This window comes from Chitinophaga sp. (assembly GCF_035564935.1).
Lineage (GTDB): Bacteria > Bacteroidota > Bacteroidia > Chitinophagales > Chitinophagaceae > Chitinophaga.
Genome location: NZ_DATMTE010000790.1, coordinates 1 through 24,733, shown reverse-complemented (window position 1 = coordinate 24,733; position 24,733 = coordinate 1). Strand labels below are relative to the sequence as shown.

At 46.9% G+C, this 24,733-nt stretch carries 19 protein-coding genes; 7 read left to right on the top strand and 12 right to left on the bottom strand.

Annotated features, from left to right (window positions below):
* Positions 1–41: 41 nt before the first annotated feature.
* Genes VN105_RS20535 through VN105_RS20510 form a run of 6 tightly spaced genes read right to left on the bottom strand, consistent with a single transcriptional unit; the run spans position 42 to position 11,613 of the window.
* The gene (locus tag VN105_RS20535) at positions 42–2,435 is read right to left on the bottom strand and encodes an ABC transporter permease (protein WP_325643695.1); all 2,394 of its coding nucleotides are present in this window, start codon (positions 2,433–2,435) and stop codon (positions 42–44) included.
* Positions 2,436–2,437: 2 nt separating this feature from the next.
* Complete coding sequence (locus tag VN105_RS20530; RefSeq protein ID WP_325643693.1) at positions 2,438–4,825, bottom strand: ABC transporter permease; 2,388 nt, start codon at positions 4,823–4,825, stop codon at positions 2,438–2,440.
* Positions 4,826–4,828: 3 nt separating this feature from the next.
* The gene (locus tag VN105_RS20525; RefSeq protein ID WP_325643691.1) at positions 4,829–7,186 is read right to left on the bottom strand and encodes an ABC transporter permease; all 2,358 of its coding nucleotides are present in this window, start codon (positions 7,184–7,186) and stop codon (positions 4,829–4,831) included.
* 2 nt (positions 7,187–7,188) lie between these two features.
* Positions 7,189–9,600: an ABC transporter permease gene (locus VN105_RS20520; protein WP_325643689.1), complete on the bottom strand. Its 2,412-nt coding sequence runs from the start codon at positions 9,598–9,600 to the stop codon at positions 7,189–7,191.
* A 28-nt stretch (positions 9,601–9,628) separates the two neighbouring features.
* Positions 9,629–10,318, bottom strand: a complete 690-nt coding sequence (locus VN105_RS20515) for an ABC transporter ATP-binding protein (RefSeq protein ID WP_325643687.1) — start codon at positions 10,316–10,318, stop codon at positions 9,629–9,631.
* Positions 10,319–10,365: 47 nt separating this feature from the next.
* On the bottom strand, positions 10,366–11,613 hold the full coding sequence (locus VN105_RS20510) for an efflux RND transporter periplasmic adaptor subunit (protein WP_325643685.1): 1,248 nt from the start codon (positions 11,611–11,613) through the stop codon (positions 10,366–10,368).
* Between the two features lie 216 nt (positions 11,614–11,829).
* On the opposite strand from VN105_RS20510, the gene VN105_RS20505 reads away from it, so the two are divergent.
* Genes VN105_RS20505 through VN105_RS20485 form a run of 5 tightly spaced genes read left to right on the top strand, consistent with a single transcriptional unit; the run spans position 11,830 to position 17,820 of the window.
* On the top strand, positions 11,830–13,179 hold the full coding sequence (locus tag VN105_RS20505) for a sigma-54 dependent transcriptional regulator (protein ID WP_325643683.1): 1,350 nt from the start codon (positions 11,830–11,832) through the stop codon (positions 13,177–13,179).
* 54 nt (positions 13,180–13,233) lie between these two features.
* A complete protein-coding gene (locus tag VN105_RS20500) occupies positions 13,234–14,574 on the top strand; it encodes a sensor histidine kinase (RefSeq protein ID WP_325643681.1) in 1,341 nt (446 codons plus the stop codon).
* 39 nt (positions 14,575–14,613) lie between these two features.
* Positions 14,614–15,288, top strand: a complete 675-nt coding sequence (locus tag VN105_RS20495) for a lysoplasmalogenase (RefSeq protein WP_325643679.1) — start codon at positions 14,614–14,616, stop codon at positions 15,286–15,288.
* 19 nt (positions 15,289–15,307) lie between these two features.
* The gene (gene nadB / locus VN105_RS20490; RefSeq protein WP_325643677.1) at positions 15,308–16,906 is read left to right on the top strand and encodes an L-aspartate oxidase; all 1,599 of its coding nucleotides are present in this window, start codon (positions 15,308–15,310) and stop codon (positions 16,904–16,906) included.
* Between the two features lie 53 nt (positions 16,907–16,959).
* A complete protein-coding gene (locus tag VN105_RS20485) occupies positions 16,960–17,820 on the top strand; it encodes a lysophospholipid acyltransferase family protein (protein ID WP_325643676.1) in 861 nt (286 codons plus the stop codon).
* A gap of 52 nt (positions 17,821–17,872) precedes the next feature.
* Here VN105_RS20485 and VN105_RS20480 read toward each other — a convergent pair whose 3' ends face one another.
* The 5 genes from VN105_RS20480 to VN105_RS20460 all read right to left on the bottom strand — a co-directional run bounded on the left by VN105_RS20480 (position 17,873) and on the right by VN105_RS20460 (position 21,962).
* The gene (locus VN105_RS20480) at positions 17,873–18,379 is read right to left on the bottom strand and encodes a BON domain-containing protein (protein ID WP_325643675.1); all 507 of its coding nucleotides are present in this window, start codon (positions 18,377–18,379) and stop codon (positions 17,873–17,875) included.
* A gap of 122 nt (positions 18,380–18,501) precedes the next feature.
* Complete coding sequence (locus VN105_RS20475) at positions 18,502–19,905, bottom strand: MBL fold metallo-hydrolase (protein WP_325643673.1); 1,404 nt, start codon at positions 19,903–19,905, stop codon at positions 18,502–18,504.
* A gap of 132 nt (positions 19,906–20,037) precedes the next feature.
* Positions 20,038–20,397, bottom strand: a complete 360-nt coding sequence (locus VN105_RS20470) for an ArsR/SmtB family transcription factor (RefSeq protein WP_012788619.1) — start codon at positions 20,395–20,397, stop codon at positions 20,038–20,040.
* 213 nt (positions 20,398–20,610) lie between these two features.
* Entirely contained in the window at positions 20,611–21,288 is a 678-nt protein-coding gene (gene tsaB, locus VN105_RS20465) for a tRNA (adenosine(37)-N6)-threonylcarbamoyltransferase complex dimerization subunit type 1 TsaB (protein ID WP_325643670.1), read from the bottom strand.
* Between the two features lie 8 nt (positions 21,289–21,296).
* Positions 21,297–21,962 (bottom strand): 3-hydroxyacyl-CoA dehydrogenase family protein, encoded by a 666-nt coding sequence (locus VN105_RS20460; RefSeq protein ID WP_325643668.1) that lies wholly within the window; start codon positions 21,960–21,962, stop codon positions 21,297–21,299.
* A 98-nt stretch (positions 21,963–22,060) separates the two neighbouring features.
* Between VN105_RS20460 and VN105_RS20455 the strand changes: the two genes are divergently transcribed.
* Positions 22,061–22,444 (top strand): RidA family protein, encoded by a 384-nt coding sequence (locus tag VN105_RS20455; RefSeq protein WP_325643666.1) that lies wholly within the window; start codon positions 22,061–22,063, stop codon positions 22,442–22,444.
* Between the two features lie 170 nt (positions 22,445–22,614).
* Here VN105_RS20455 and VN105_RS20450 read toward each other — a convergent pair whose 3' ends face one another.
* The gene (locus VN105_RS20450; protein ID WP_325643664.1) at positions 22,615–24,285 is read right to left on the bottom strand and encodes a L,D-transpeptidase family protein; all 1,671 of its coding nucleotides are present in this window, start codon (positions 24,283–24,285) and stop codon (positions 22,615–22,617) included.
* A gap of 166 nt (positions 24,286–24,451) precedes the next feature.
* On the opposite strand from VN105_RS20450, the gene VN105_RS20445 reads away from it, so the two are divergent.
* Positions 24,452–24,733 (top strand): cupin domain-containing protein (locus VN105_RS20445; protein WP_325643662.1); only part of this gene is annotated, 282 nt, incomplete at its 3' end.

Sequence of the window (24,733 nt, the reverse complement as noted above, 5' to 3'; positions counted from 1 at the left end):
GCAGGGCGTGTAGACACACACTCTGATTTGCTGTTCACTTGTTATTCTATCTTTAATGCATTTACCGGGTTCCTGACAGCTGCTTTTAATGTTTGTACCCCAATAGCCAGTAATGCAGTTATAGCCGCTATAAAAGCCGACAATACAAACATCCAGGATTGCAGGTGAATACGGTAAGCAAACTGCTGCAACCATTGCTGCATCAGGTACCATGCCACCGGGGAAGCGATCACCAATGCAATCAACACCAACCGGATAAATTCTTTTGACAACAATGCGGTGATCTGTACCACGCTGGCGCCTAATATTTTGCGCACGCTTATTTCCCTGGTTCGCTGTTCTGCCGAAAACGCAGCCAGTCCCAGTAAGCCCAGCGCTGATATCAGCACGGTAAGCAGTGTAAACCATCCGAAAATGCCTGCTAACCGATCTTCCGCAGTATACAGCTTGCCAAAGGCATCATCGAGGAAGGTATATGCAAAGGGCTCCTGCAAATCGTATCCGGCGTATATTTTCTTTATCTCTGCTATGAGTGCAGGCATATTCTGTTTGGGCGCCACTTTTACAAACAGGCAACCAGGGCTATTGGCCCCCCATAACGCAGTGTTATCCTTTTCCACATTGATTCCCAGTGGAGTAATGGCAGAATGGAGTGATTTGTAATGGAAGTTCTTTACCACACCTACCACTTCTACTTCCTTGTCTCCCATTTTGATGTATTTACCAATGGGAGATCCTGTAAATCCAAAGCTTTCCACTGCCGATTCGTTCAGCACAATTTTCCCCGGCACACCCAGCTGCGTCATGTCCGCCGGTGGGGTTTTCCATTGCAAACCCGTTAGCCCAAACAAAGAAGTGTCCATACTGAGCATAGACAATGCCATTGGCGGACGGTTATTTTCCCCCATCACAAACCACATATCATAACCGCCGTACAAGGGGTAGCGGGCGGTAGCCGTTTGCTGCACGCCATTCAAAGCAGCCACCTGCTGGCGGTAAGCCTGGTAGTGGTTTCCCATTGAGCCCTGGAACGGCAGCATTACCACGTTTTCTTTATTGATGCCCGTGGCAGCATGACGGAAAAAATACAGCTGACGATTTATGACAATGCTGCAAATGATAAGTACTGCCGCTGTTCCAAACTGTACCACCGTCAATACTTTTCTTACAGAAGCGCCACCACTCACGCGGCTCATCTTCCCCGACAAAATAGTAACGGGATTATAACGCGAAAGCACCAACGAAGGATAACTACCTGCCAGCAATATAGTAACCAGCAATAAAGCAGCGTAGATCAGCAGCACCAGCGGGTGATAAAGAAAACTCACATCTACCTTCAGTTCCAGCAGGTTAAAAAACCAGGACCGCAACAGCTTGCATAACAGTAACGCGAGGCAAAAAGCGAGAAAAGCATAAAGGGCAGATTCTACATAAAACTGCCTGGCTATACTTGTTTGGTTAGCGCCCAGCGATTTCCGCACACCTATTTCACGGGCCCGAACGGTAGCCCGGGCGGTAGAAAGACTCATATAATTGATCAGCGCCATCAGCAGGATTAACGCTGCTACCAGCGGGAACAGTTTCAGGTAACGCAGGTTGAACCCCGGGTGGAAATTGGCATTGGTATGTATCCTGTTCATGGGTGTTAATACCGACCGGCCCTGATCCAGCCGGGCAGCCATTAGCTGATCAATATTTTGTGCTACGGTTGCAGCATGCATGGGATCATCCAGTTTCAGGAACACTTTAAAAAACATCCCGCCAAATCCACGTTCTTCCGCCATGATATCGCGGAAGGATGCAATGCCTGCCATACTGGAATAAGACAACAGTATATTAGCCCGGATACTGGAATTGGAAGGCGCATCGGCCATTACGCCGGATACCTGGAAAATATACTTCCCGTTATACCGCAACTGTTTGCCAATTACATCCGTACTTCCAAAATATTTTTTTGCGGTGGATGCCGCAATTACGGCAGTAAAAGGTTGCTTTAGTACTTCGTTCTTATTGCCCGACAGCAAAGGGAAGGAAAAGAAACTGAAATAGTTGGCATCCGCAAACCATGTATCAGGTTCTTCACTTTTTATATCCGGATTGGCAACATTCTGCATAATAATAGATTCGCCGGCCCGGTTACCCATACGGATAAAGCTCTCCACGGCGGCATTCTGTTGCCGGATAGACGGTGCAGTGGTAGCACTAAAACGCTCAATCTGCATCGTATCTCTATCCAGTTTGATCTTCTCCATCAGGGAATAGATCCTGTCACTGTCTTTATGAAAACGATCATAGCTCAACTCATGCGCCACGTAGAGCATAATCAGCATACATGCGCACAAACCCGCGGCCAGTCCACCGATATTAATGAAACTGTACAGCTTTCTTTTTGCAAGATTGCGCCAGGCGAGTTTGATATAGTTCAGCAACAGCATAGTTAATCGTTTCTCAGGCTATTTACCGGGTTCACTTCAATAGCTCTCCAGGTTTGTGAAAAAATAGTAACCAACGCCAGGAACACCAGGAACAAAAAGCTTCCCAGCATAGCCAGTATACCCGTACTTACCCTGTAGGCAAATATCTGCAGGAACAATACACTGCTGATATATCCCAGTGGCAGGGCAATGCAGCCGGCAATGAGAATTAATTTTATATAGTTTCTCGATAACAGCATTAATAAACTGGTAGCACTGGCACCCAGCACTTTGCGGATACCAATCTCTTTTCTACGGGTAAACGAAGTATAGGCAACAATACCCAGTAGTCCCAGGGCGGCTATCATGGTAGTAATGAATACCAGGAAGCCTAACATGGAAATCACTTCCCTGCCGTCGCGGCTACGCAACTGCTCATCCATCCATTCTGCCGAAAACGTTTCTCCCGGGTGCATGGCCGTCCATATTTTTTTCACATCGGCCAACTGCTGTTCCTTGTCTCCTTTCTCCATTAATAGCTGCAACTGGTGAAATTCAGCAGGAGCAAAGCGGATAGCCATGGGGCGGATATTCACTTCTATAGGCTGGTAATTAAAATCTTTTACGACGCCAATAATACTTACCGGCAGGGAGTCCGACAGGAAAAGGGTTCTGCCAATGGCATCGGCTGGCGACTTTACGCCCATTACACTAACGGCCTTTTCATTGATAATAATATATTGTTCTTTTTCTGTAGATGCCGATCCGGGGAAAGTACTTCCAGCCAGGAGTTTCAGGTGCATGGCTTTAATGAAGTCTGCATCCCCGGCATAATAACCAAATTCCATCCTGTCTTTGCTTTCACCGGTACGGATAACGCAGAAGCTGCAATGCCTCGGCATTCCCAGTGTTCCAGAACTGGCGGTGGCGGTTTCTACCTCTTTCAGCTGCATCATCCGTTCTTTCATCCGCTGAAAATCCACATCAGCCAATGGAACATTCAGTACATCCTTGCGGTAAAAACCCATATCCTTAATGGCTTTGTAATGGAATTGCCGGTAAACGGTTACCAGGAAAATAATGGCGGTGAGCGACAGCGAAAACTGGATCACAATGAGCGATTTCCTTAATCCCAGTCCGCCAAATAATTTAATATCGATCAGGTCTTTCAATACTTTTGCCGGTTGGAAGGAAGACAGGGCCCAAGCCGGGATAGCGCCCGCCACTATGCCGATGATAACGCTGAATAAAAGAAATAACAACAGCAGGTGAGGATCCAGCAGGTTATTATCCGGCACGGGCAATCCACTGAAATGAGTGACCTGCATCACCATCAGCAGCAAAATGGCCATGATCAGCGCCAGTATGCACATGATAACGGATTCTGTTATAAACTGCAGGAATATCTGCCAGCGCTGGGCGCCGTTTACTTTCCGTACCCCCACCTCTTTGGCCCGCTGCAGCGAACGTACAATAGATAAATTGGTGTAGTTAAAACAGGCACAGATGATCAGGCCCAGGGCCACGCCTATTTCCGCGAGCACTTTACCCCAGGGCGGACCGCTGCCGATATCGTCCATCATTTCCTGCGATGGCGTGATTTTGCCAAGCGCCTGGGGCTCAAAGGCCATGCTGCCCAATCCTTTTTGAACAAATCCGTCGTACCGGTGCGCCTGGTCCTTCAACGCAGCTTCCAGTGCCGATATTTTTTCACCCTTGCGTAATACTATATAAGTATAGCTACTCTGTACCACATCCCAGTTATTCAGCTTATCCGGCAATACCTTGCTTTCCTCCAGCAACGGCACAGACGACATCGCCGCAAACGCCTCAAAGTTGATATGCGATTTTGAAGGTGCAGGCGCCATTACCCCGCTAACGATAAAACTTCCAAACCGGTCGAACCGGATCACTTTCCCCATCGGATCACTGCTGCCAAAAAAGCGTTGCGCTGTTTCTGCGGTAAGCACAATGCTGTTGGGCGTAACCAGTGCGGTACGCGGGTTACCCGCCGCCAGCTTAAACCCGAACACCTCAAAAAAGGAAGGGGTCGCAAATGCACCGTAGATATTTATCTTCTTCTTATCTATTTTTCCTTCCCCGTTTAAAACACCATATAAGGTTGCTTCATTTTCAACAGCGGTGTAATTATTTTTTAAAGCAGGTCCCATAGGTAAAGGAACGCTTGCCATATGGTACTTTCTTCCGTCCGGTGTTTGTGCATGTGTAGTGATCCGCCATGTGCGCGAAGCAGCCGGGTGAAAATTATCATAGCTTAAGTTTTCACGTACCGATATCAGTACGATCAGGCATACCGACATGCTCACGGCCAGCCCGGCAATGTTGATAAAGGTAAACAACCTTTGCCGCTGCAGATTTCTGAATGTTATAACGATATAACGCTTAAGCATATATTATTCTGCTTTTAAAGAATTTACAGGATTGGCCAGGGCCGCTTTCACCGATTGGAAACTGACGGTTGCCAGGGCTATCAGTATTGCCAGTATACCGGCAATAACAAAGATCCAGGCTGATAAATCAGTATGATAGGCAAACCCCGACAGCCAGTTATTCATCATATACCAGCTGATGGGAGTAGCCAGCAAAATGCCGGTAAGCACCAGGGCCAGGAATTGTTTCGACAGCAAACCGGTAACGTTCATTACAGAAGCACCGAGAATTTTCCGGATACCGATCTCTTTTCTACGCTGTTCGGCGGTAAAAACAGACAAGCCGAACAGGCCCAGGCAGGAAATAAGCACCGCTACCACCGCAAATACCTGCGCCAGTTTACGTAACATCGTTTCCGACCTGTATATACTATCAAAAGTTTCATCCAGGAAATGATAATCCATCGGATAACCCGGATTTAGCCTGTTAAATATTTTCTCCACAGCGGCAACCTGGGCGGGCACGTCCCCTTTCGACAGGCGAAGCATCAGGTAACCATTTTGCTTTGGCTCCAGCATCATCACCATCGGCGAAATATTTTCCCTCATGGAAGCAAAATGGTAGTCCTTTACTACACCAATAACAGTACCTTTTCCTTTCCAGAAGCTGATCTGCTTTCCTACCGGATGGGTCATACCCATTACGCGGGCTGCTGTTTCATTGATAACATAAGCACCTGAATCTGAAGCAAAATCACGCGAAAAATCGCGGCCTTCCTTCATTGCCATCCCCATGGTAGAAACATAATCGTAACCCACCACCTGCGGCGCTGTGTTCACCACCAGTTTATCCGGTTTTCCTTCCCAGCTCAGGTCGGCGCTCGAACCGCCAACCGACAGCGGCAGGAAGCTGTTGTAAGTAAATGATTTCACCTGTGGCAACTGCGCCAGCGATTGTTCAATCACATCCTGGTTGGCAGCAAAGCCTTCATCCAGCGATACATACATCACATTTTCTTTATCCATCCCCAGGTTACGGTGGTAGATATATTGCATCTGGTTATAGATAACCACACTGCCCGTAATGAAAATGAAAGAAAGTACAAACTGCAGCACCACCAGGTTTTTGCGAAACAGCGATGCGCCGCCCCCGCTGCTAAGGTCGCCCTTTAATACTTTCACCGGCAGGAAACGGGATAATACAAAAGCCGGGTAGCTCCCTGCCAGCAGGCCGGTTACTACTATCACCACCAATAATAACAGCAGGTATTTACCAGTAACAGGCAGCGTAAACGTAATATGCTTGCCTGTAAAATTATTGAATGCCGGCATGAGCAAATATACGGCTACTGCTGCGGTAACAGCTGCTACAGCGCACATCAGGATGGCTTCCCCGGTAAATTGCAACATCAGCGAAAGCCTTGAAGCGCCCATTGATTTACGCACACCTACTTCACGGGCCCTTTTGGAAGCCTGTGCAGTAGAAAGATTCATAAAATTGATACCGGCAATGGCCAGTACAATGAGTGCGGTAATAAAAAACAGCCGTACATATTCTATTCTTCCGCCAGCTACTTTTCCGTTTTCGTATTTTTCATGCAGATAGATATCACGGAAGGGTTGCAACCATATTTCGTTCTTTTTATCGGGGCTAAGTGTAGCATAATGTTGCTGCATTTTGGCAGTGAGACGGGAAATATCTGTGCCTTCCTTTACCACCATATAGTTCAATACGCTGTAGCTGCCGGGCCTCATCAGCCATGTATCTTCCTGCAGCGTAAGTGCAAAGGGAAGTATAAAGTCGAACTGGATGGAAGACGCAGCAGGTACATCTTTCACTATAGCGGCTACCTGCAGCGCTTTATTTTTATCTATGTTAATGATCTTTCCAACAAGATCAGTGGTACCATAATATTTTTTTGCGAATGATTCGGTCAGCACAATAGCGTTGGGGGCTGTAAGCGCAGTATGCTTATCTCCTGCTACTACCGGAAAGTCCATTTCTTCCAGAAAATTGGAAGTGGCAAAGATGTAATTATTCTCCAGGCTATATTGCTGTCCTTTTTTAAACAGCCTGTTGGCATTGGTAACACGAACTTTTACATTTGCTGTTATCTCCGGGAAATTATTCTTCAGCTCATCTCCCAGTACAACCGGTGTAACTCCCATAGTACGTACACCGCCCCAGTCAACATTCACCTGTAAGCGATAAATATTTTTCCCGTTGGACTGAAATTTATCAACACTGTACTCATCCAGTACCCAGCAAAGGATAAACATACATACAGCCATTCCAAACGCCAGCCCGGCAATATTCACAGCAGCGAAGAACCGGCTTCTTTTCAGATTCCTCCAGGCAATACGGAAATAGTTCTTAATCATGTTTATTCAGATCTAAGTGATTTAACCGGGTTCATTAATGCCGATCTTACCGACTGAAGGCTGACTGTTCCCAATGCAATCAGCACTACAACTATGGCCGTGAGTAAAAACACCCACCACTCGATATGTATCCTGAATGCAAAATGCTGCAGCCATTTTTCCATGCCGTACCAGGCTATGGGAGAAGCAATGCAGATTCCTATCAAAACCAGTTTGAGAAAATCTTTCGATAACAACAGTGAAATATTGGCAATAGAAGCACCCAGTACTTTCCGGATGCCTATTTCTTTTGTACGTTGCCGGGAAATGAGCATAGACAACCCGAGCAGGCCCATACAGGCTATAAAGATGGCAAGGCCGGAAAAAATACCGAATAACTTTCCCAATGTACGTTCCGAAACATAACGTGCCTGGATATCATCTTCCACAAATGTAAAATTAAATGGCACCTCAGAAATAATGCTGTTCCATGCGGATTCCACATGCTTCATGATGGCCTTCTGATCGCCTGCAGCCAGCCGCAGGGTGATAATGGCTACTTCATCCTGTCTTACCATGTAAACGATAGGTTCTACCGGCGATTGCAGGGAGCGAAGGTTAAAATCCTCCACTACGCCGATAATAGTACCATGCCTGTTCATGTATCCGGGTCTCCACTCAATCCTTTTTCCTACCGCATCATCTTTAAACCCCAGCCGTTTCGCAGCTGCCTGGTTAACGATATAAGCGTCGGAAGAATCGGTTGATAGCGCCGGGTTAAAATCGCGGCCGGCTACCAGCTTAATACCGGTTGTTTTAAGCAGGTCGAAATCAGACTGGATAATGCCTGCTACAAAACCATCTTTATCATCTTCTCCTTCACGTACCACAGGATTATTGTTAAATACGCCACTTCCCATTAAAAAGTTATGCCCGGAGGCCTGCAATACGCCCGACTGGCTTAAGAAAGCGGATTTCAGCGTTGCTAACTTGGCGTTCCCATCCACACCGGACAGGTATACGTTTACAAGATGTTCTTTATCAAACCCAAGGTTCTTTGTTTGCCAGTAACGGAGCTGGGAGAATACAACCACAGTGGAAATGATCAACGCCACCGCTACGGCAAACTGCGCTACCACCAGGCCGCGGCGGACGAACACCCGCGAACCGGAAGTAGTAAAATTTCCTTTCAATACCCGCACGGGTATCAGGCCGGATAAATAAAGCGCCGGGTAACTGCCGGCAATGAGGCCAACAATCAATACCAGCAATAATAAACCGGCATATAAAAAACTATCTGCGGAAGAAAGTATCTGCAATTCCCTGCCGGTGATCGTATTAAACAGGGGCATCACCAAACCCACCAGCAAAATAGCCAGCAGGAAAGAGATAAGGCTGATCACCAGTGATTCTGTAAGGAATTGCAGGATAAGACTCTTTCTTTCAGCGCCCAGCACTTTTCGCAGTCCTACTTCCTTTGCTCTTTCATGGGCCCTTGCCGTAGTAAGGTTCATAAAATTGATGCAGGCAATCAGCACCAGGAAAACGGCAATGGCAATATACAGCCATATCAATGGGGAATTATCAAGGCCCTTAGCGCCCTCCGGGTGGAGATGTACATCCCGGATGGGTTGCAACTCCAGTGCAAACTGTATATTATGCCGCTTCAGTATTCCACCGATATGGGTGGAAACAAATGTTTGCAGTGCTTTGGTGAGTTTAGCGGGATCTGTATGATCGTTCAGTTGTACGTAAGTAACATTGTTACTGAACATAAACCACTGCGCCTCTATATCATTCCCGGTTTTTAACCCTTCTTTGAGCATGGTGGAAAACGATACCAGCATCGTCATGCGCAGATCTGTATTGGCAGGGAAATCTTTTGCCACACCGGTTACGGTGCAGCTATAGCCGTTGCCTACTTTTATGAGTTTTCCAACGGGAGAAGCACTCCCAAAATATTTTTTTGCGGCAGACTCTGTGAGTACAATCGAATAGGGTTCTTTTAAAACAGTAGCGGGGTTACCTTCCAGCAGGGGGAAATTGAACATCCGGAAAAAAGCTTCATCGGCGAAGCCGGTATTTTCCTCCCAGATCCTTTTATCTCCAACAGTATAAAGTGTATTGCCCGGTACGAAAATACGCACCGCCTCTTTTATGCTGCTGATATCTTTTTTCAGGTTAGGACCAATGGGAAACTGGGTGGCCGCTCCGTATTCTGCATTGCCGGCCTGGCGTATGGATTGCGTGGTAACGCGGTAAATATCATCTGTGTTGTGGTGGAACCTGTCAAAACTCAACTCATCGCGCACATACAACGCAATCAGTATACAGCAGGCCATGCCTACTGCAAGCCCGGAGATGTTGATCACCGTAATGAACTTGTGGCGCTGTAAATGACGAATTGCAATTTTGAAGTAATTCCGAAACATCATGATGTGGTTTTAGAATGGCGGAAAAAAATCACACATGAAACTGTTCCTTGATATTCTCGGTCACCACGCGTCCATCGAACAGGTTGATAATACGGTGGGCAAACCCGGCATCGTACGGGGAGTGTGTTACCATGATCAGGGTAGTACCTGCATTGTTCAGCTCCTGCAACAATTTCATTACCTCTTCCCCGTTGGTGGAATCCAGGTTACCCGTGGGCTCATCCGCCAGGATCAGGTTAGGCTTGGCTACTACGGCGCGGGCAATGGCTACCCTTTGCTGCTGACCACCGGACAGCTGCTGCGGGAAGTGATTGCGGCGATGCATGATATTCATGCGTTCCAGTACTTCTTCCACCTTTCCCTTCCTCTCAGCAGCAGGTACTTTCAGGTACAACAACGGTAACTCTACGTTCTCAAATACTGTTAACTCATCAATGAGGTTAAAGCTCTGAAACACAAACCCGATAGAGCCTTTGCGGAGCTGCGCCCTTTGTCTTTCACTCATACGCGCTACTTCCTTATCCCAGAAGTGATACTCGCCGTCGCTGGGGTTATCCAGCAAACCCAATATGTTCAGCAAAGTAGATTTGCCGCAACCGGAGGGGCCCATGATCGCCACAAATTCACCATCCTGCACTTCCATGTTAATACCATTGAGGGCTGTGGTTTCCACCTCTTCTGTTGTAAACAACTTCTGTAAGTTAACAGTGCGTATCATAAGTGTTTGTTATTTTAAATACTAGTTTATAAAAAAATGGATGAATACTAAAAAGATAAAACGTCTTTATTACCGAAATTCTCATAAGAGGAAGTAATGACCTGGTCGCCTGGCTGCAGGCCTTCCAGTACTTCAAAATATAGCGGATTTTTGCGGCCCAGCGAAATATTCCGTTTTACTGCACGGTTACCGCTTTTATCCACTACATATACCCAGTTACCACCGGTATCGGAGAAAAAGCCGCCGAGCGGCAAAAGGATGGCTTCTGCCGACTTGCCAAGTACAAGACGTATAGGGGATGATTGTCCGCGGCGGATACCCTCCGGCATGTTCTTTTCAAAGTTCATATCTGCCTGGAAACGGCCGCTTTTTATTTCCGGGTACACCTTTGTAACCATCATATCGTAAGATTTCCCGTCAAATTCAAAGGTGGCTTTCAACCCGGCAAATACCTGGGAAACATAATGCTCATCGATATCGGCGCGTAATTTAAACCCGTTCAGGTCATCGATCTGGCCAATATTCTGCCCGGCGGTGATGCTGGATCCTACTTCCACATCAATGGAAGAAAGCTGTCCGGATACCGGGGCGCGCACAACCAGGCTGTTCAGGTTTTCCCTCATCAGGTCAAGGTTACGCTGGGTTCTGGCCAGGGTGCCTTCCAGCTGGGTTATCTGCATTTTGGCATTGTCCTGCTGGTATTTCTGGGATTGCAGCTGGATATCTTTCTGACGCAGGAGTCCTTCCAGTTCAAACTTGTTTTTATTAAACTCCTGGCGCGCTACGATCTTCTCTTCCACCAGCTGTTTGTTCCGGTCGTACAGGTCCTGCGCAGCTTCTATTTTGGCATCAATGTCAGAGATGGTCTGCTGCATGGTAAATTCCTGCTGGCGGATGCTCAGGCGGGTATTCTGCAGCTCGTTGCGCAACCGGTAGATCTCTGTTTCATGGTTTACGAAATCCATCATCATATGCTGGTTATCCAGCCGCAGAATGGAATCTCCGGCTTTTACCATGTTACCGCCTTCCAGGTATTTGCGGCTTACATATCCCCCTTCAATGGCATCCAGGCGGATGGTTTTCAGGGGCATCACCACTGCGGTAACGGCAATGTATACATCAAAAGTTCCTTTTTTTACTGTAGAGATAGTGATCTTATCTTTTTCTACATTCAGGGTGGCCCGGTGATCCGCAAAGAGCAACGTGTACAACAGGAGCATTACCACTGCGGCGCCACCGCCTATCATCAGGATGCGCTTTTTATTCCAAAACTTCTTTTCTAATTTTCTGTCCATGTTTTTTAGCGAAAAGTTTGCTGCCCGGAGAAAGTCAATCCACATGCCAAAGCTTACAACACTTTACCAGCAACGTTTTCAAAGAAAAACCGTTAAAAAAAACGTCCTTTGCCGGACAAGCGGTGTCCATAATCGGACACTTTTAAAAGTTCCTGAAATTAGCTGTGGGTTTGAAAGAATCTTTGTTTAATATTGTCACCTATTCACCATTCGCATATGACTACCATGCAACCAGGAAAGATTTTAATTGTTGATGATGATGTGGATGTTTTACGTGCTGCCCGCCTGTTACTCAAAAGACATTTCGAACAGGTTGATTTTGAGAAGAATCCGCAAAAAATACCTTATCTCGTATCCAACTTCGACTACGATGTGATCCTGCTGGATATGAACTTCACCCGCGACCTGAGCAGCGGCAAAGAAGGCTTTGAATGGCTCGACCGTATCCTGGACATAAAACCGGAAACTGCGGTTGTTTTGTTCACCGCTTACGGCGACGTGGAAATGGCCGTGAGAGCCATTAAGGCCGGCGCAGTTGATTTTGTGCTCAAACCCTGGGAAAATGAGAAGCTCCTGGCCACCATCCAGAATGCCTATAACAAACGTGCCGCCCAACAAGATAAACCACCTGCTGCCGTACACCATCCCGGCAACCAGGTGATCGGTAAAAGCCCCGGTATGCTCACAGTATTTGATACCGTATCAAGGGTGGCCGCCACAGATGCCAATATCCTCATCCTCGGTGAAAACGGTACAGGTAAAGACATGCTGGCCCGGCAAATACATGCCCAGTCGAACCGCAGTAATAAACCCTTTGTTAGTGTAGACCTCGGCGCCATCAGCGAAACCCTGTTTGAAAGTGAGCTGTTCGGCCATGTAAAAGGCGCCTTCACCGATGCCCGTGAAGACCGCGCCGGCCGCTTCGAAGAGGCCAACGGCGGCACCATTTTCCTGGATGAAATCGGGAATATCTCCATCCCCTTCCAGGCCAAACTGCTTACCGTACTGCAAAACAGGTCCGTTACAAAAGTAGGCTCCAATAAAAGTATACCCATCGACGTTAGGCTGATCTGCGCCACCAACCGCAATATTTCACATATGGCTGCACAACACCTGTTCAGGCAGGATCTGCTCTACCGTATCAATACCATCGAAATACAACTGCCGCCACTGCGCGAACGGGTGGAAGATATCATCCCGCTGGCAGAACACTTCTTGCAACTATACCGCGATAAATATAAACGCCCGGTAAACAGCATGCATGAATCACTCATTACCCAGCTACAGCGGTACGACTGGCCCGGTAATATCCGCGAGCTGCAACATGCCCTGGAAAGAGCAGTGATCCTGTCGCAGGGCAAAACCCTCCAGCCTAAAGATGTGTTTGTAAAAAGTAACAACAATGCCGACCAGGCAATGGATACCGGCTATAACCTGGAAGAAATGGAACGCAACATCATTTCCCAGGCCATGAAAAAATGTAACGGCAACATCACCGAAGCCGCCAAAGAACTGGGACTCAGCAGGGCCGCACTTTACAGACGACTGGAAAAATATAACATATAGTTGTTGGCATTCAGCAGTCTTTATTGCTGAATGCCCCCGGCTTAAAGCATCTAAATGAATCGCTTCAGCATTAATATCAGCTTACGGGTTATCCTGCTGGCAGCCTCTCTTGCAGCAGCCATCTGGCTGTTTATGCACAACATGCAGCCCCTCACTTTCCTGCTCACCCCCCTGATATTAATACAGCTGTATGGCATCTATTATTATCTTAACCGGATTAACCGCAAGCTCACGCTGTTCCTCGAATCTATCCGCTACGAGGACTTCTCTATCCGTTTCAGCGCCGATAATAAACTCGGCAAAAGCTTCAGCATGCTGAACCATCAGTTCAATGAAGTACTGGAAGCCTTCCGGCAAACCAGGGCGGAAAAAGAAGCAAACCTGAAATATATCGATACCATTGTGCAGCATATCAGCATCGGCGTATTGTCGTTTGATACAGAAGGCAAAATAGAATTGATCAATCCCGCCGCCTTCCGGCTGATGGGCATTTACCGGCTGCGCAATATCCATGAACTGAAAACAGTTCACCCCGGCCTGGCCGAGTTGCTGATGGAATTGCAGTCCGGTAATAAAACGCTGTATGCCACACGGCAGGAACAACAGCTGTCTATACACGCTGCCACGGTGCGTTTGCAGGGCAGGCTCGTGAAACTCATTTCCATTCAGAACATCCATTCTGAACTGCAGAAAAAAGAACTGGAAGCCTGGCAGAACCTCACCAAAATATTGCGGCATGAAATCATGAATTCTGTAACGCCTATTGTATCGCTGATTGGCACCATGCAGGAAATCGTAGACCTGGACATCGCTCCCGGCGCACAACACCAGGAAGGCATTTCCGACTTACGTGAAGCACTGCAAACAGTAGAAAGCCGGAGCAAAGGAATCATGAACTTTGTAAATGCCTACCGCGATTATACCACCCTTCCGCAGCCACAGTTTACTACCGTTAATGTAAAGTCGCTGGTAAACTCCGTCAGCAGCCTGTTCCAGGCAGATATGAAACAGGCGGACATACGTTTTTCAGTAGAAACAGATGCCGAAAACATGGAGATCCATGCAGATATATCGCAGTTGCAAATGGTACTGATCAACCTGGTTAAAAATGCGATGGATGCATTGGAGCAAACTCCCCAGGCAGCTATCAGTATGAAACTGTATCTTAACAGCGTGCAGCAGATCTGTATCGAGATCACGGATAACGGCCCTGGTATTGATGCCGACGCCATGAATAAAATATTCATTCCCTTCTTCACTACCAAAAAGAAAGGATCCGGTATTGGCCTCAGCCTGTCGCAACAGATCATACAAATGCACGGAGGCCAGTTAAAAGTGATAAGCCCGGGCCTTAACGGTAACGGCACTACGTTTTATATCCTGTTGAATACTTAAGAGAAATATTGTAAATTACCGTTACAATTCCCGTTCCGCATGTTGCGCCCTAAACACCTTATTATTTATTTCCTCGTGCTACTGGCTGATATTCTGCTGATTGCCTTTGGCAAAACGGAATACCGGTATGCCACCAAGCCGCTGCTGATGATATTACTGGCGGTATATGTGTTGTATACCAACATAAAAATGCCCCGTAGTTTCCGTATTTTTTTATTGCTTGCCTTATTTTTTTCTTCCCTGGGAGATGACCTGCTGTTGTTCGATCACCTGTTTCTGCCCGGGCTCGGCAGCTTCTTCATCGCGCAGATCATGTACTGTATCTTCTTCCTGAAAATCCGGTACAGTAATTTGCCGGTACCTTTATGCAGGTACCCCTACATATTGCTGAATGCTGCAGTGGTAATCCTGTTCCTTCTTTTCCTGCTACCCCACCTGGGTAGTTTAGCCGTACCCGTTATTGCATATGCCATCGCCCTTTTCTTCCTGGTACAATGCACATTACATGCTTTTCATTTCAGGCGGCAGCCCTACGGCTGGTATTCACTTATTGGCGCTATATTGTTCGTGATCTCCGATGCGCTGATAGCAACCGGCAAATTCTATCATCCCCTCCCTGCCGGAGATATCCTTGTGATGCTCACCTACGGTTTTGCGCAATGGGGACTGGTATATGGCAGCACGGAGTACTTCCGGGTAAAAATTAACCGGTAATGCTTATTTTTGCTTTACTATGCAGCAAACAGACTTTCTTGTCATCGGTTCAGGAATTGCAGGGCTCACTTATGCGCTCAAGGTATCACAACAATGCCCGGATAAAAAGATCACCATCATCACAAAAAGCCGGGAAGACGAAACCAATACCAAATACGCCCAGGGTGGCGTAGCGGTAGTAAATGACCTGGAAAATGACAGTTTCGAAAAACATATAGAAGATACGCTCATCGCCGGCGACGGCCTCTGTAATGAACAGGTGGTAGAGATAGTGGTAACCGAAGGTCCGGAAAGAGTGAACGAGATCATTGAATGGGGCGCAAACTTCGACAAAAACGCCGATGGCGATTTTTCCCTCGGCCGCGAAGGCGGGCACTCCGTATTCAGGGTGATCCACCACAAGGATGTTACCGGCAGGGAAATAGAACGCGCACTGCTGGATGCCATCCACCGTCGCCCGAATATAGAGCTGATCACCCACTGCTTTGTGGTAGACCTCATTACCCAGCATCACCTGGGATACCTGGTCACTAAATCCACCCCGGATATAGAATGCTATGGGGTGTATGTATTAAATCTCACTACCAATAAAATAGAGAAGATCCTTTCCAAAGTAACCCTGCTGGCTACCGGCGGCAACGGCCAGGTATACCGCAGCACCACCAATCCCAACATTGCCACCGGCGATGGCGTGGCCATGGTGTACCGCGCAAAGGGCCGTATCGAAAACATGGAGTTTATCCAGTTCCATCCTACGGCGCTTTACCAACCCGGCATTAGCCCATCGTTCCTTATCACAGAAGCGGTAAGAGGCGACGGCGGTATCCTGCGGAATATTCATGGGGAGGACTTTATGCACAAATATGATCCGCGCCTGTCGCTGGCTCCCCGCGATATTGTAGCCCGCGCCATCGACAGCGAAATGAAGATCACCGGTACCGAACATGTTTATCTCGATTGTCGCCATATGGACCTGGAGAAATTCATTCATCATTTCCCCAATATCTACGAAACCTGTAAGGCTGCAGGGATCGATGTGGCGCAACAAATGATCCCGGTATCGCCGGCGGCACATTACAGCTGCGGTGGTATTAAAACCAACGAATGGGGGCTCACTTCTATCCGCAACCTGTACGCCTGCGGCGAATGCGCCAGCACCGGGCTTCATGGGGCTAACCGCCTTGCTTCCAATTCGCTGCTGGAGGCAATGGTATTTGCGCACCGCTGCTTTATGGACGCTACCAGCAAAATAGACCTGCTGGAATTTAAGGATAATGTGCCCGACTGGGATGCCACCGGCACCAGCGCGCCCAAAGAAATGATCCTGATCACCCAGAGCCTGAAAGAACTGAAGCAGATCATGAGCGATTATGTAGGGATTGTAAGAACAGATGTACGTTTACAACGCGCACTCCGCAGGCTGGATATTCTCCACGAAGAAACGGAAGACCTCTACGAGAAAACCATGGTATCCCCGCAATTATGCGAACTCCGTAACCTGATTACCGCAGGATACCTGATCGTAAAAGGCGCCGCCTTCCGTAAAGAAAGCAGGGGACTGCATTTCAATACCGACTATCCGTATAAGAGCCAGCTGGTACAAAACATTGTGCTGTAAGCCAAACGGTTGTCTTTCATTACCTTTGCGCTGGATTTACAACAACCAGGAATATGTATTATCTGCTGCTTGCTTTTTGCTATAGCCTTTCCATATTGCCTTTCCCGGTGCTTTATTTCATCAGTGATGTATTATACGTGCTGGTGTACTATGTGATCGGGTATCGCAGGAAAGTAGTGATGGAGAATCTGACCCAGGCCTTCCCTGATAAACCGAAAGAAGAGATCACATTACTGGCTAAAAAATATTATCACAACCTTACTGATATGATGGTGGAAACCATCAAGCTGTTAACCATGAGCAAGGCGCAGCTGCAAAAGCGGTTCCGCTGCGATCTTACCGTGTTACATGAACTGTATGCACAGGGTAAAAGCTGCCAGCTCCACCTGGGTCATAATTTCAACTGGGAATGGGCCAACCTGTTTTGTATGCAGGGGGTAGCATTCCCTTTCCTGGTAGTGTATATGCCGCTTACCAGCAAGCCCGCCGACCGGATGTTCCGCCATTTCAGGGAAAAATTTGGTACCATCCTCATACCCGCCAACGATATGGGTAACAGTATGCGGGCATGGACCAACAAACAATATTTAATTGCCCTGGTGGCCGACCAGAATCCCGGGAACCCGCGCAGCTGCTACTGGTATCCTTTCCTCAATAAAATGACGCCGTTTTATAAGGGGCCTGAAATGGGAGCCAAAAGAAGTAATATCCCCGTGGTATTTGTGGATATCCGTAAAGTAAAAAGAGGTTATTATCATGCCTCGCTGAAGCTGGCCTTTGAAAACCCGCAGCAGGAGCCGGAAGGCGCTATTACAGAAGCTTTTGTAAAATATCTTGAGAAAAATATTCATGAACAACCGGAAGTATGGGTGTGGAGCCACCGGCGCTGGAAGCATGAATATAAAGGCAAATAATTTTTCCCGGGGAGATGGATACTTCGTTATCTCCACCTGGCTTCACTCTTTTCTACTTTACCTGCACATTATTCGTTACTTTTTTTGGAGAGAACTGGTTTGCTATCTTCAACATATTTTGAACGTTTTTCTTTTTCACACTTCCCTTGAGAACAACCTCCCCGTCTGAAACAGTAACCCTGACATTGGTAAACCTGCGGGCAGCATAAACAGAGTCGAGGGAACGTTTCAGGAAATCATCCCGGTTGGGTGCGGCCTCCTCCACCGGCGGTGGTGGCGGCGCCGGGGCGGCTATGGTATTTTTCACGGTAATATTATCCTGCACTGATGTCATTCCTTTCAGTCCCTTCAGCGCGTCTTCAGCAGCTGATTTGGCCACTTCATCGCTCACTTCGCCGCTAAGGACCACTACCCCTTTTTTCACGTCTGCTGTGATACCGGGAATATGGCTTAGCCTCTCATTCACCTCTTCTTTTAATTTCGCATCAGAAGGTTTACAGGCGAACATCCCTACATTTATAAGCATTAATGAGGCTATTGCCAGGGTTTTGCTTGTCATGCCCAAAACAATTTTGTTGCAAGAAGTTAACAAATACGCAGGGAATAGCCAAAAGAAAACGGGAGCGATAAGAAGAAACATGTACTTCTTCTTATCACTCCCGTTTAAAAATATAGCGGGATTTAGTTCAGTACAGTTTTTTCCTGAACAACCTGTAACCCTTTCTGGTCCTTCATTTTAGCGAATCCACCCTCCACGTTGCGTAAATTGTGGATACCTTCTCTTTTCATGATAGAGCAGGCAATGATGCTGCGGTAACCACCCTGGCAATGTACGTACAGGTTATGGTTATCTTCCAGGTCTGCTAATTTTCCCGGATCCATCATATCACCGAGGGTGATATTGAGGGCATTTTTGATATGGCCGTCGGCAAATTCGATTGGTTTACGGACATCGATGATCACCAGGTTGGGATCATGCGGAATATCCATTGCCAGTTCATCTGCTTCCACGGTGATGATCATATCTTTTGCTTCACCTGCAGCTTCCCATGCGGGGTAACCGCCATCCAGGTAGCCCACCACATTATCAAAACCTACACGGGCCATTCTTACTACAGTTTCTTCTTCTTTACCGATGGGCGTTACCAGGATGATGTCCTGGTCAAACGGCAGCAGGCTGCCGGCCCATTCCGCGAAGCGGCCTTCCAGTCCAATGCTGATGGCGCCCGGAACATATCCTTCGCCAAATTCAGTTGCCGGACGGGTATCAAGGATCAGTGCCCCGGCTTTAGCCTTTGCTTTGAACGCAGCAGGGTTAAGCGGCTGCATGGCCTTTTCCATTACCGCTTTCAACGCATCATATCCTTCCTTGTTTATTTTTGCGTTGATCGGAAAATAGGAGGGCGGTGTAGCGAGGCCGCTGGTCACTTCTTCTATAAACTTATCTCTATCAGTAGCCAGCAATGCGTAGTTGGTAGCTTTCTCCTCGCCTATGGTACTGTAGGTATTCGGGCCCAGGTTTTTGCCGCAGGCCGAGCCGGGACCATGTGCAGGATATACAATTACTGCATCCGGTAATGTTTTAACACGGTTGTTGAGTGAATCGAACAGGTAACCCGCCAGTTCTTCTTTAGTGAGGTTACCGCTGAAAAGGTCCGGACGGCCAACATCTCCAACAAATAAAGTGTCTCCTGTAAATACAGCGTACGGCTGCTGTTGTTCGTCCGATAACAGGTAGCAGGACGATTCCAGCGTGTGGCCGGGTGTATGCAACACTTTAAGGGTTACTGCGCCCACCTGGAATACTTCGTTATCTTTTGCTATATAAGAATCGAAGCTGGTTTCCGCGTCGGGGCCGTATACGATTTTGGCGCCGGTAGCTTCTGCCAGTTCCAGGTGTCCTGAAACAAAATCTGCGTGAAAATGTGTTTCAAAAATGTATTTAATGGTGGCGTTACGTTCTTTTGCCAGGTCCAGGTATACTTCAATATCACGCAACGGATCAATCACTACCGCGATCCCGTTGGATTCTATGAAGTATGCCGCTTCCGACAAACAGCTGGTGTACAATTGTTTTACGTACATGGTTTTTGATTTTTACAAATTTACAACTTCTGAGGTTGTACACTCATGGATAAAATCTATACCAAAATAAAAAAGTAGCCGTATGGCTACTTTTTTATATAATACTTTCCGTAATGATACGGATCAATACTTTTAACCAACAAGTTCTTCCACAAACTTTGCCACTTCAGCAATACGTTGCTTGTTGATGGTGTAGTGAATAAACTTACCATCTCTTTCTGTAATTACAATGCCAGCACGCCTTAATATGGCGAGATGTTGCGATGCTACCGATTGTTCCAGACGCAATTTCACATAAATCTCCGTCACGGTCATTTTCTTGTGATCTTCCAGCAGCTTAATCATCTGCTGGCGCAGCTTATGGTTGATAGCACGTAAAACCATAGCAGCTTTCTTTACGGCAATGTAATCCAATTTGATCTGGTCTTTTTCATTGGTACCTCTAGAAATAATAAGAGTATTAGAAGAGGTAGTTAATAATGTTTTTTCCATCGCATAATAGTTTTAAAAAAATGATGAAATGAAAGGGATCAACGGACAGTACTCGCAAACAGTTAGACAACAACTGCGGTAATCGATTTATACAAAAATATAATATCTGTCACAATAAAAAAAATTTCCATACCTTATTTTATCATATACATGCCCCGGATACTTGCAAATTAGATGTAATTTGACTATTCTATGACAAAACAATCAGATATGTCATGGCTTCTGAGGAGAATAAAAGGGCTTGAGGTAAAATGGACTGAAGTAGGCCAGGTCAGCGAATAATTTATTTTCATATGCCTGTGCAGACAAAGGCGCCATGTGCGCAGCGCTTATCGTATATTTTGTAAAAATAGCATTTTTATGTGAAGATAGCATCAGTTCCCATTTAGGGCTGCCATCCCCGAAAAAGTAGATCTTATGCGTTGCCAGCGGCCCTTCCAGCGAAGAGGGTTCCAGGATCATTGCCTGTGGTGGCATTACCTCCTGCAAACGTGCATCATACAAGCCTGTAAACACTTCCTGCCGGCGGGCATCCAGCATTGGACAATACAATGCCTGTTCATCTTTTACATCGGCAATTAAGCCTTGGGCCATCATTTGAAGGGTGGAAACCGCCAGCAGTGGCTTATTCCAGGCGTAACACAAACCTTTGGCGGTAGCCACGCCTACACGTAGTCCGGTATAAGAACCAGGGCCGGCGCTTACCGCTACTGCATCCAGCTGCACGGGCGTAATACCCTGCTCTTTCATTATCTGCTGAACAAACAGGATCATAGCGGCAGCATGATCCTGTTGCTTTTCATTCACCAGTGTTTGAATGGCTTTCCCATCGCGGGAAAGGCTCACAGAACCAATTGTGGTGGCGGTATCTATATTCAGTATAAGTGCCATGTAAAAAATTAAATCGCTTCGTAGGCTGTTTGCAATGAGGCAGCTACCTGGTACCGGTTGTCGCCGGTGGCATCATGTACCGCCTTTAATACTTCGTATACCTGTTTTATCCCGATCCGTTCGCTCCATTCAAAGGGTCCGTAAGGATAATTGGTGCCTAAACGCATGGAAGTATCAATATCTTCGGGTGATGCAGTACCTTCCTGTGCAGTAAGAAATGCCTCATTAATGATCATGCATATTACCCGCGGCGTTACCAATCCCACAGCATCAGCCACCAGCAGGTATTCCCAACCCAGTTTATACATCAGCCCGTCCAGCGTTTCCTTTTGTCCTTCGTCGAGCACCGATACTTCCATTACCGGCATATTCACCAGGCCGGTCAGAAAGTTACAGCCCATGATATTAAAACCCTGCTCAAACGCATACTGGCTGATGATTTCGCTTAACGAGGTTTTTACTATGCCAGCCAGTACGGGAACACCGGGATTTTTAGCATACACCAGTGCATGGTCCGGCCGGTCGTCGAAAATGAGATCCAGCACCAGGTCAAATGCTTTAAGAGACAAAACCTCCTCCAGGCTTGTTTTCCACTGTACATCATGATGCTTCTCCATTCCCTTTTCCTGCAATTCATCAAAGCGCTGCGCATCTGCTATTACCAGGATATTCATGCGTTAAATTTCGGCAAACCTAATAAAGAATCATTAATTATAATGCATCCGCAATGCATACATTGGTGCGTTCTCAATTATTATTTACTTTCGTTTTCATGGAAAAGCAAATTATTAACACCAACAACGCGCCCGCTCCTATAGGGCCTTATAACCAGTCTGTGAAAGCAGGCAACACCCTGTATGTATCCGGTCAGATAGCCCTGGATCCGGTTTCCGGAGAACTAATCAAATCCGGCATCGTAGATGCCACGCACCAGGTAATGAAAAATTTACAGGCTGTTCTTACTGCAGCCGGACTTGGGTTTGAACACATCGTAAAAACCACCATCTTTTTAACAGATATGAAAACTTTCCCGCAGGTGAACGAAGTATACGGCAGTTATTTCAAGGGCGATTTCCCGGCCCGGGAAACTGTGGAGGTTTCAGGATTGCCTAAAGGAGTAGAGGTAGAGATTTCTGTGATTGCAGTAGGCGCTTAATGTTGTAACAGAATAGCCGGGAAAGAGATGGCAGCAAACACCTGATGTTTCAGCGATACAGCGAAGAAAAATCCCAATATTATAACAGCTAGCTGAGAAAGAGATGGCTGTAAACACCTGATGTTTCAGCGATACAGCGGAGGGCATCCACCCCTCCGCTGTATTCCGAATTATTTGCCAAATAAAGACGCGGCCAGTTTTTTATCGTGTCCATACACATCATCCCGGAAATTCAGTCGCCCGTCGCTGTCCACAAAGGCGGTGAAATACACAATGAACACGGGTATTTTCTCTTTTAACGTTACGTACTTTTCTTTGTTTCCATTCATTGCCTCATCAATTTTCTTCTCTGTCCAGGCCGAATCCCCACGCAGCAGCCATTCCGCAAGGTGTTTGGGTTCCGCCACCCTGATGCAGCCATGGCTGAAGGAGCGCTTGTTTTCTCCAAATAAATAACGCGCAGGCGTATCATGGAGATAAATATTATACTCGTTGGGGAATAGGAATTTCACTTTGCCAAGCGAGTTTTTGCCACCAGGTTTCTGTCTTACGATATACGGAAAATTCGCTCCTGAATATCTTGCAAAATTGATAGATCCGGGTGCAATCACCTTTCCGCTGGCTCCTACAATTTCCATATTCTGCCGGGCAAGATATGCACTGCCACTGCGCTTCAGGCCGGGCAACACTTCTCCGCCCAGGATACCGGGAGGCACATTCCAATAAGGACTGAACACCACGTAACGCAGGTCTTTTGTGAAAATAACGGTATTGGCCCCAGGCTTTCCTACTACTACATTGCAGCTCCATGACAACTTTCCTTTATCGTAAACATGCATCTTAAACTGCGGAATATTAACCAGGATATAGTCGGTGGTGGGCTCAACAGGCACCCAGCGGAGGCGTTCCATATTAATCAGTATTTTCTGGATGCGATCCTGTACCGGAGTATTCAATGCATCCAGTACACCTTTGGTAATAAGGCCATCTTCTTTCAGCCCCATTCTCAGCTGGAAGTTACGCAGCGCAGAATCGAGCGCTGCATTAAAGCGCCTGCTGGTATCTGTTCCGGGAAGGTCGCCATAGGCTTCCAGCCTGGCTTTTACCGCTGCAATAACTTCCGCCGAATCTCCTTTTTTGAAGCTTTTCCGGGTGGTAAGGATAGAATCCCATTTAACGGAAGATTCAATTTTCGCCAGTTTTTTCAACTGCTGCCGTAGCATAATATATTGCCTGTTTACCGGTTCATCATCTTCAAAAGCATTATTCTTTTTGTTGACCATAGAATCCAGGAGGCTGGCCATATCTATTTTCTTGCGGGGAATAAACCATTCCAGGTCTTTGGCGGAATCGGCGGTAAGCCCGCCCCATACTTTATTGCCATAGGCAAAGAACTGTGCCGTGAGCAGCATTTCAATGCGGGGAATAGCGGTATCGCCTGGCTTCAGCCCCACATCGCTCACCAGGAGCGTATCGGTAAGCCGCTGCAGGTCCGGGTTCATCAGGCTGCTGTCTTTAATCCCGTAGGCCGCATCATTCTTCATCATGTTAATAAAGTTGCCTGCCTGTTCGGTAAGCCCGTCTTTATTGATCCATGCAAAGTGGTAATCGCGTTTACGGTAAAAGTTCTGAATGTACTCATCGTAGGCGTCGTACGATGTATGCGATTGCAGGAAATTATTAACATAGTTGCTGTCGATAGTTTGTTCAATATACTCCTGTTTGGTATAGTGAGTGGTATCTCTTGCTTTTGTTTTTTTCCGGGACCCGCTTTGCTGCTGGCAGGCAGCAAAAATAATCAGTGTCATTAAGGCCAGTGAGGAGTAAAAACGTATAGTCATAAGCGTAATGGATGTTAATTATTTACTTAAAACAAACATGACAATCAAACTGTTGGGATTATAAGGGTATTATGACGGTAAATGTATGAAATATATATACTTATCGCTTCAGACCGTTGTTAAAATCTGGTCTATCATCTATATTTAATATTAAAAAGATATAGAAATGAACAAACCTGCTCCTTTGGATACAATTCCTGTAAAAAACACGATTGCCGGGCATTATGGCCGGTTTGTACATGGTAGTAAGAGTACGCTGGCATTCTGGGAAATAAAGGCCGGATTTGAATCGCCTGTACATCAGCATCCGCATGAACAGATCACCTACATCGCGGAAGGTGTTTTTGAAATGAGCCTGGATGGCCATAAGTATACGCTGAAGCAGCATGATACGCTGGTAATTCCACCGGATACGCCGCATGGCGGCCGTGCGCTGGAAGATAGATCG

What these genes read in the sequence shown, in the direction of transcription:
- VN105_RS20535 (WP_325643695.1), bottom strand. Translation starts at nt 2,435, where the DNA reads ATGCTGTTGCTGAACTATATCAAACTCGCCTGGCGCAATCTTGCAAAA.
- VN105_RS20530 (WP_325643693.1), bottom strand. Translation starts at nt 4,825, where the DNA reads ATGCTTAAGCGTTATATCGTTATAACATTCAGAAATCTGCAGCGGCAA.
- VN105_RS20525 (WP_325643691.1), bottom strand. Translation starts at nt 7,186, where the DNA reads ATGATTAAGAACTATTTCCGTATTGCCTGGAGGAATCTGAAAAGAAGC.
- VN105_RS20520 (WP_325643689.1), bottom strand. Translation starts at nt 9,600, where the DNA reads ATGATGTTTCGGAATTACTTCAAAATTGCAATTCGTCATTTACAGCGC.
- VN105_RS20515 (WP_325643687.1), bottom strand. Translation starts at nt 10,318, where the DNA reads ATGATACGCACTGTTAACTTACAGAAGTTGTTTACAACAGAAGAGGTG.
- VN105_RS20510 (WP_325643685.1), bottom strand. Translation starts at nt 11,613, where the DNA reads ATGGACAGAAAATTAGAAAAGAAGTTTTGGAATAAAAAGCGCATCCTG.
- VN105_RS20505 (WP_325643683.1), top strand. Translation starts at nt 11,830, where the DNA reads ATGACTACCATGCAACCAGGAAAGATTTTAATTGTTGATGATGATGTG.
- VN105_RS20500 (WP_325643681.1), top strand. Translation starts at nt 13,234, where the DNA reads ATGAATCGCTTCAGCATTAATATCAGCTTACGGGTTATCCTGCTGGCA.
- VN105_RS20495 (WP_325643679.1), top strand. Translation starts at nt 14,614, where the DNA reads ATGTTGCGCCCTAAACACCTTATTATTTATTTCCTCGTGCTACTGGCT.
- nadB (WP_325643677.1), top strand. Translation starts at nt 15,308, where the DNA reads ATGCAGCAAACAGACTTTCTTGTCATCGGTTCAGGAATTGCAGGGCTC.
- VN105_RS20485 (WP_325643676.1), top strand. Translation starts at nt 16,960, where the DNA reads ATGTATTATCTGCTGCTTGCTTTTTGCTATAGCCTTTCCATATTGCCT.
- VN105_RS20480 (WP_325643675.1), bottom strand. Translation starts at nt 18,379, where the DNA reads ATGACAAGCAAAACCCTGGCAATAGCCTCATTAATGCTTATAAATGTA.
- VN105_RS20475 (WP_325643673.1), bottom strand. Translation starts at nt 19,905, where the DNA reads ATGTACGTAAAACAATTGTACACCAGCTGTTTGTCGGAAGCGGCATAC.
- VN105_RS20470 (WP_012788619.1), bottom strand. Translation starts at nt 20,397, where the DNA reads ATGGAAAAAACATTATTAACTACCTCTTCTAATACTCTTATTATTTCT.
- tsaB (WP_325643670.1), bottom strand. Translation starts at nt 21,288, where the DNA reads ATGGCACTTATACTGAATATAGATACCGCCACCACAATTGGTTCTGTG.
- VN105_RS20460 (WP_325643668.1), bottom strand. Translation starts at nt 21,962, where the DNA reads ATGAATATCCTGGTAATAGCAGATGCGCAGCGCTTTGATGAATTGCAG.
- VN105_RS20455 (WP_325643666.1), top strand. Translation starts at nt 22,061, where the DNA reads ATGGAAAAGCAAATTATTAACACCAACAACGCGCCCGCTCCTATAGGG.
- VN105_RS20450 (WP_325643664.1), bottom strand. Translation starts at nt 24,285, where the DNA reads ATGACTATACGTTTTTACTCCTCACTGGCCTTAATGACACTGATTATT.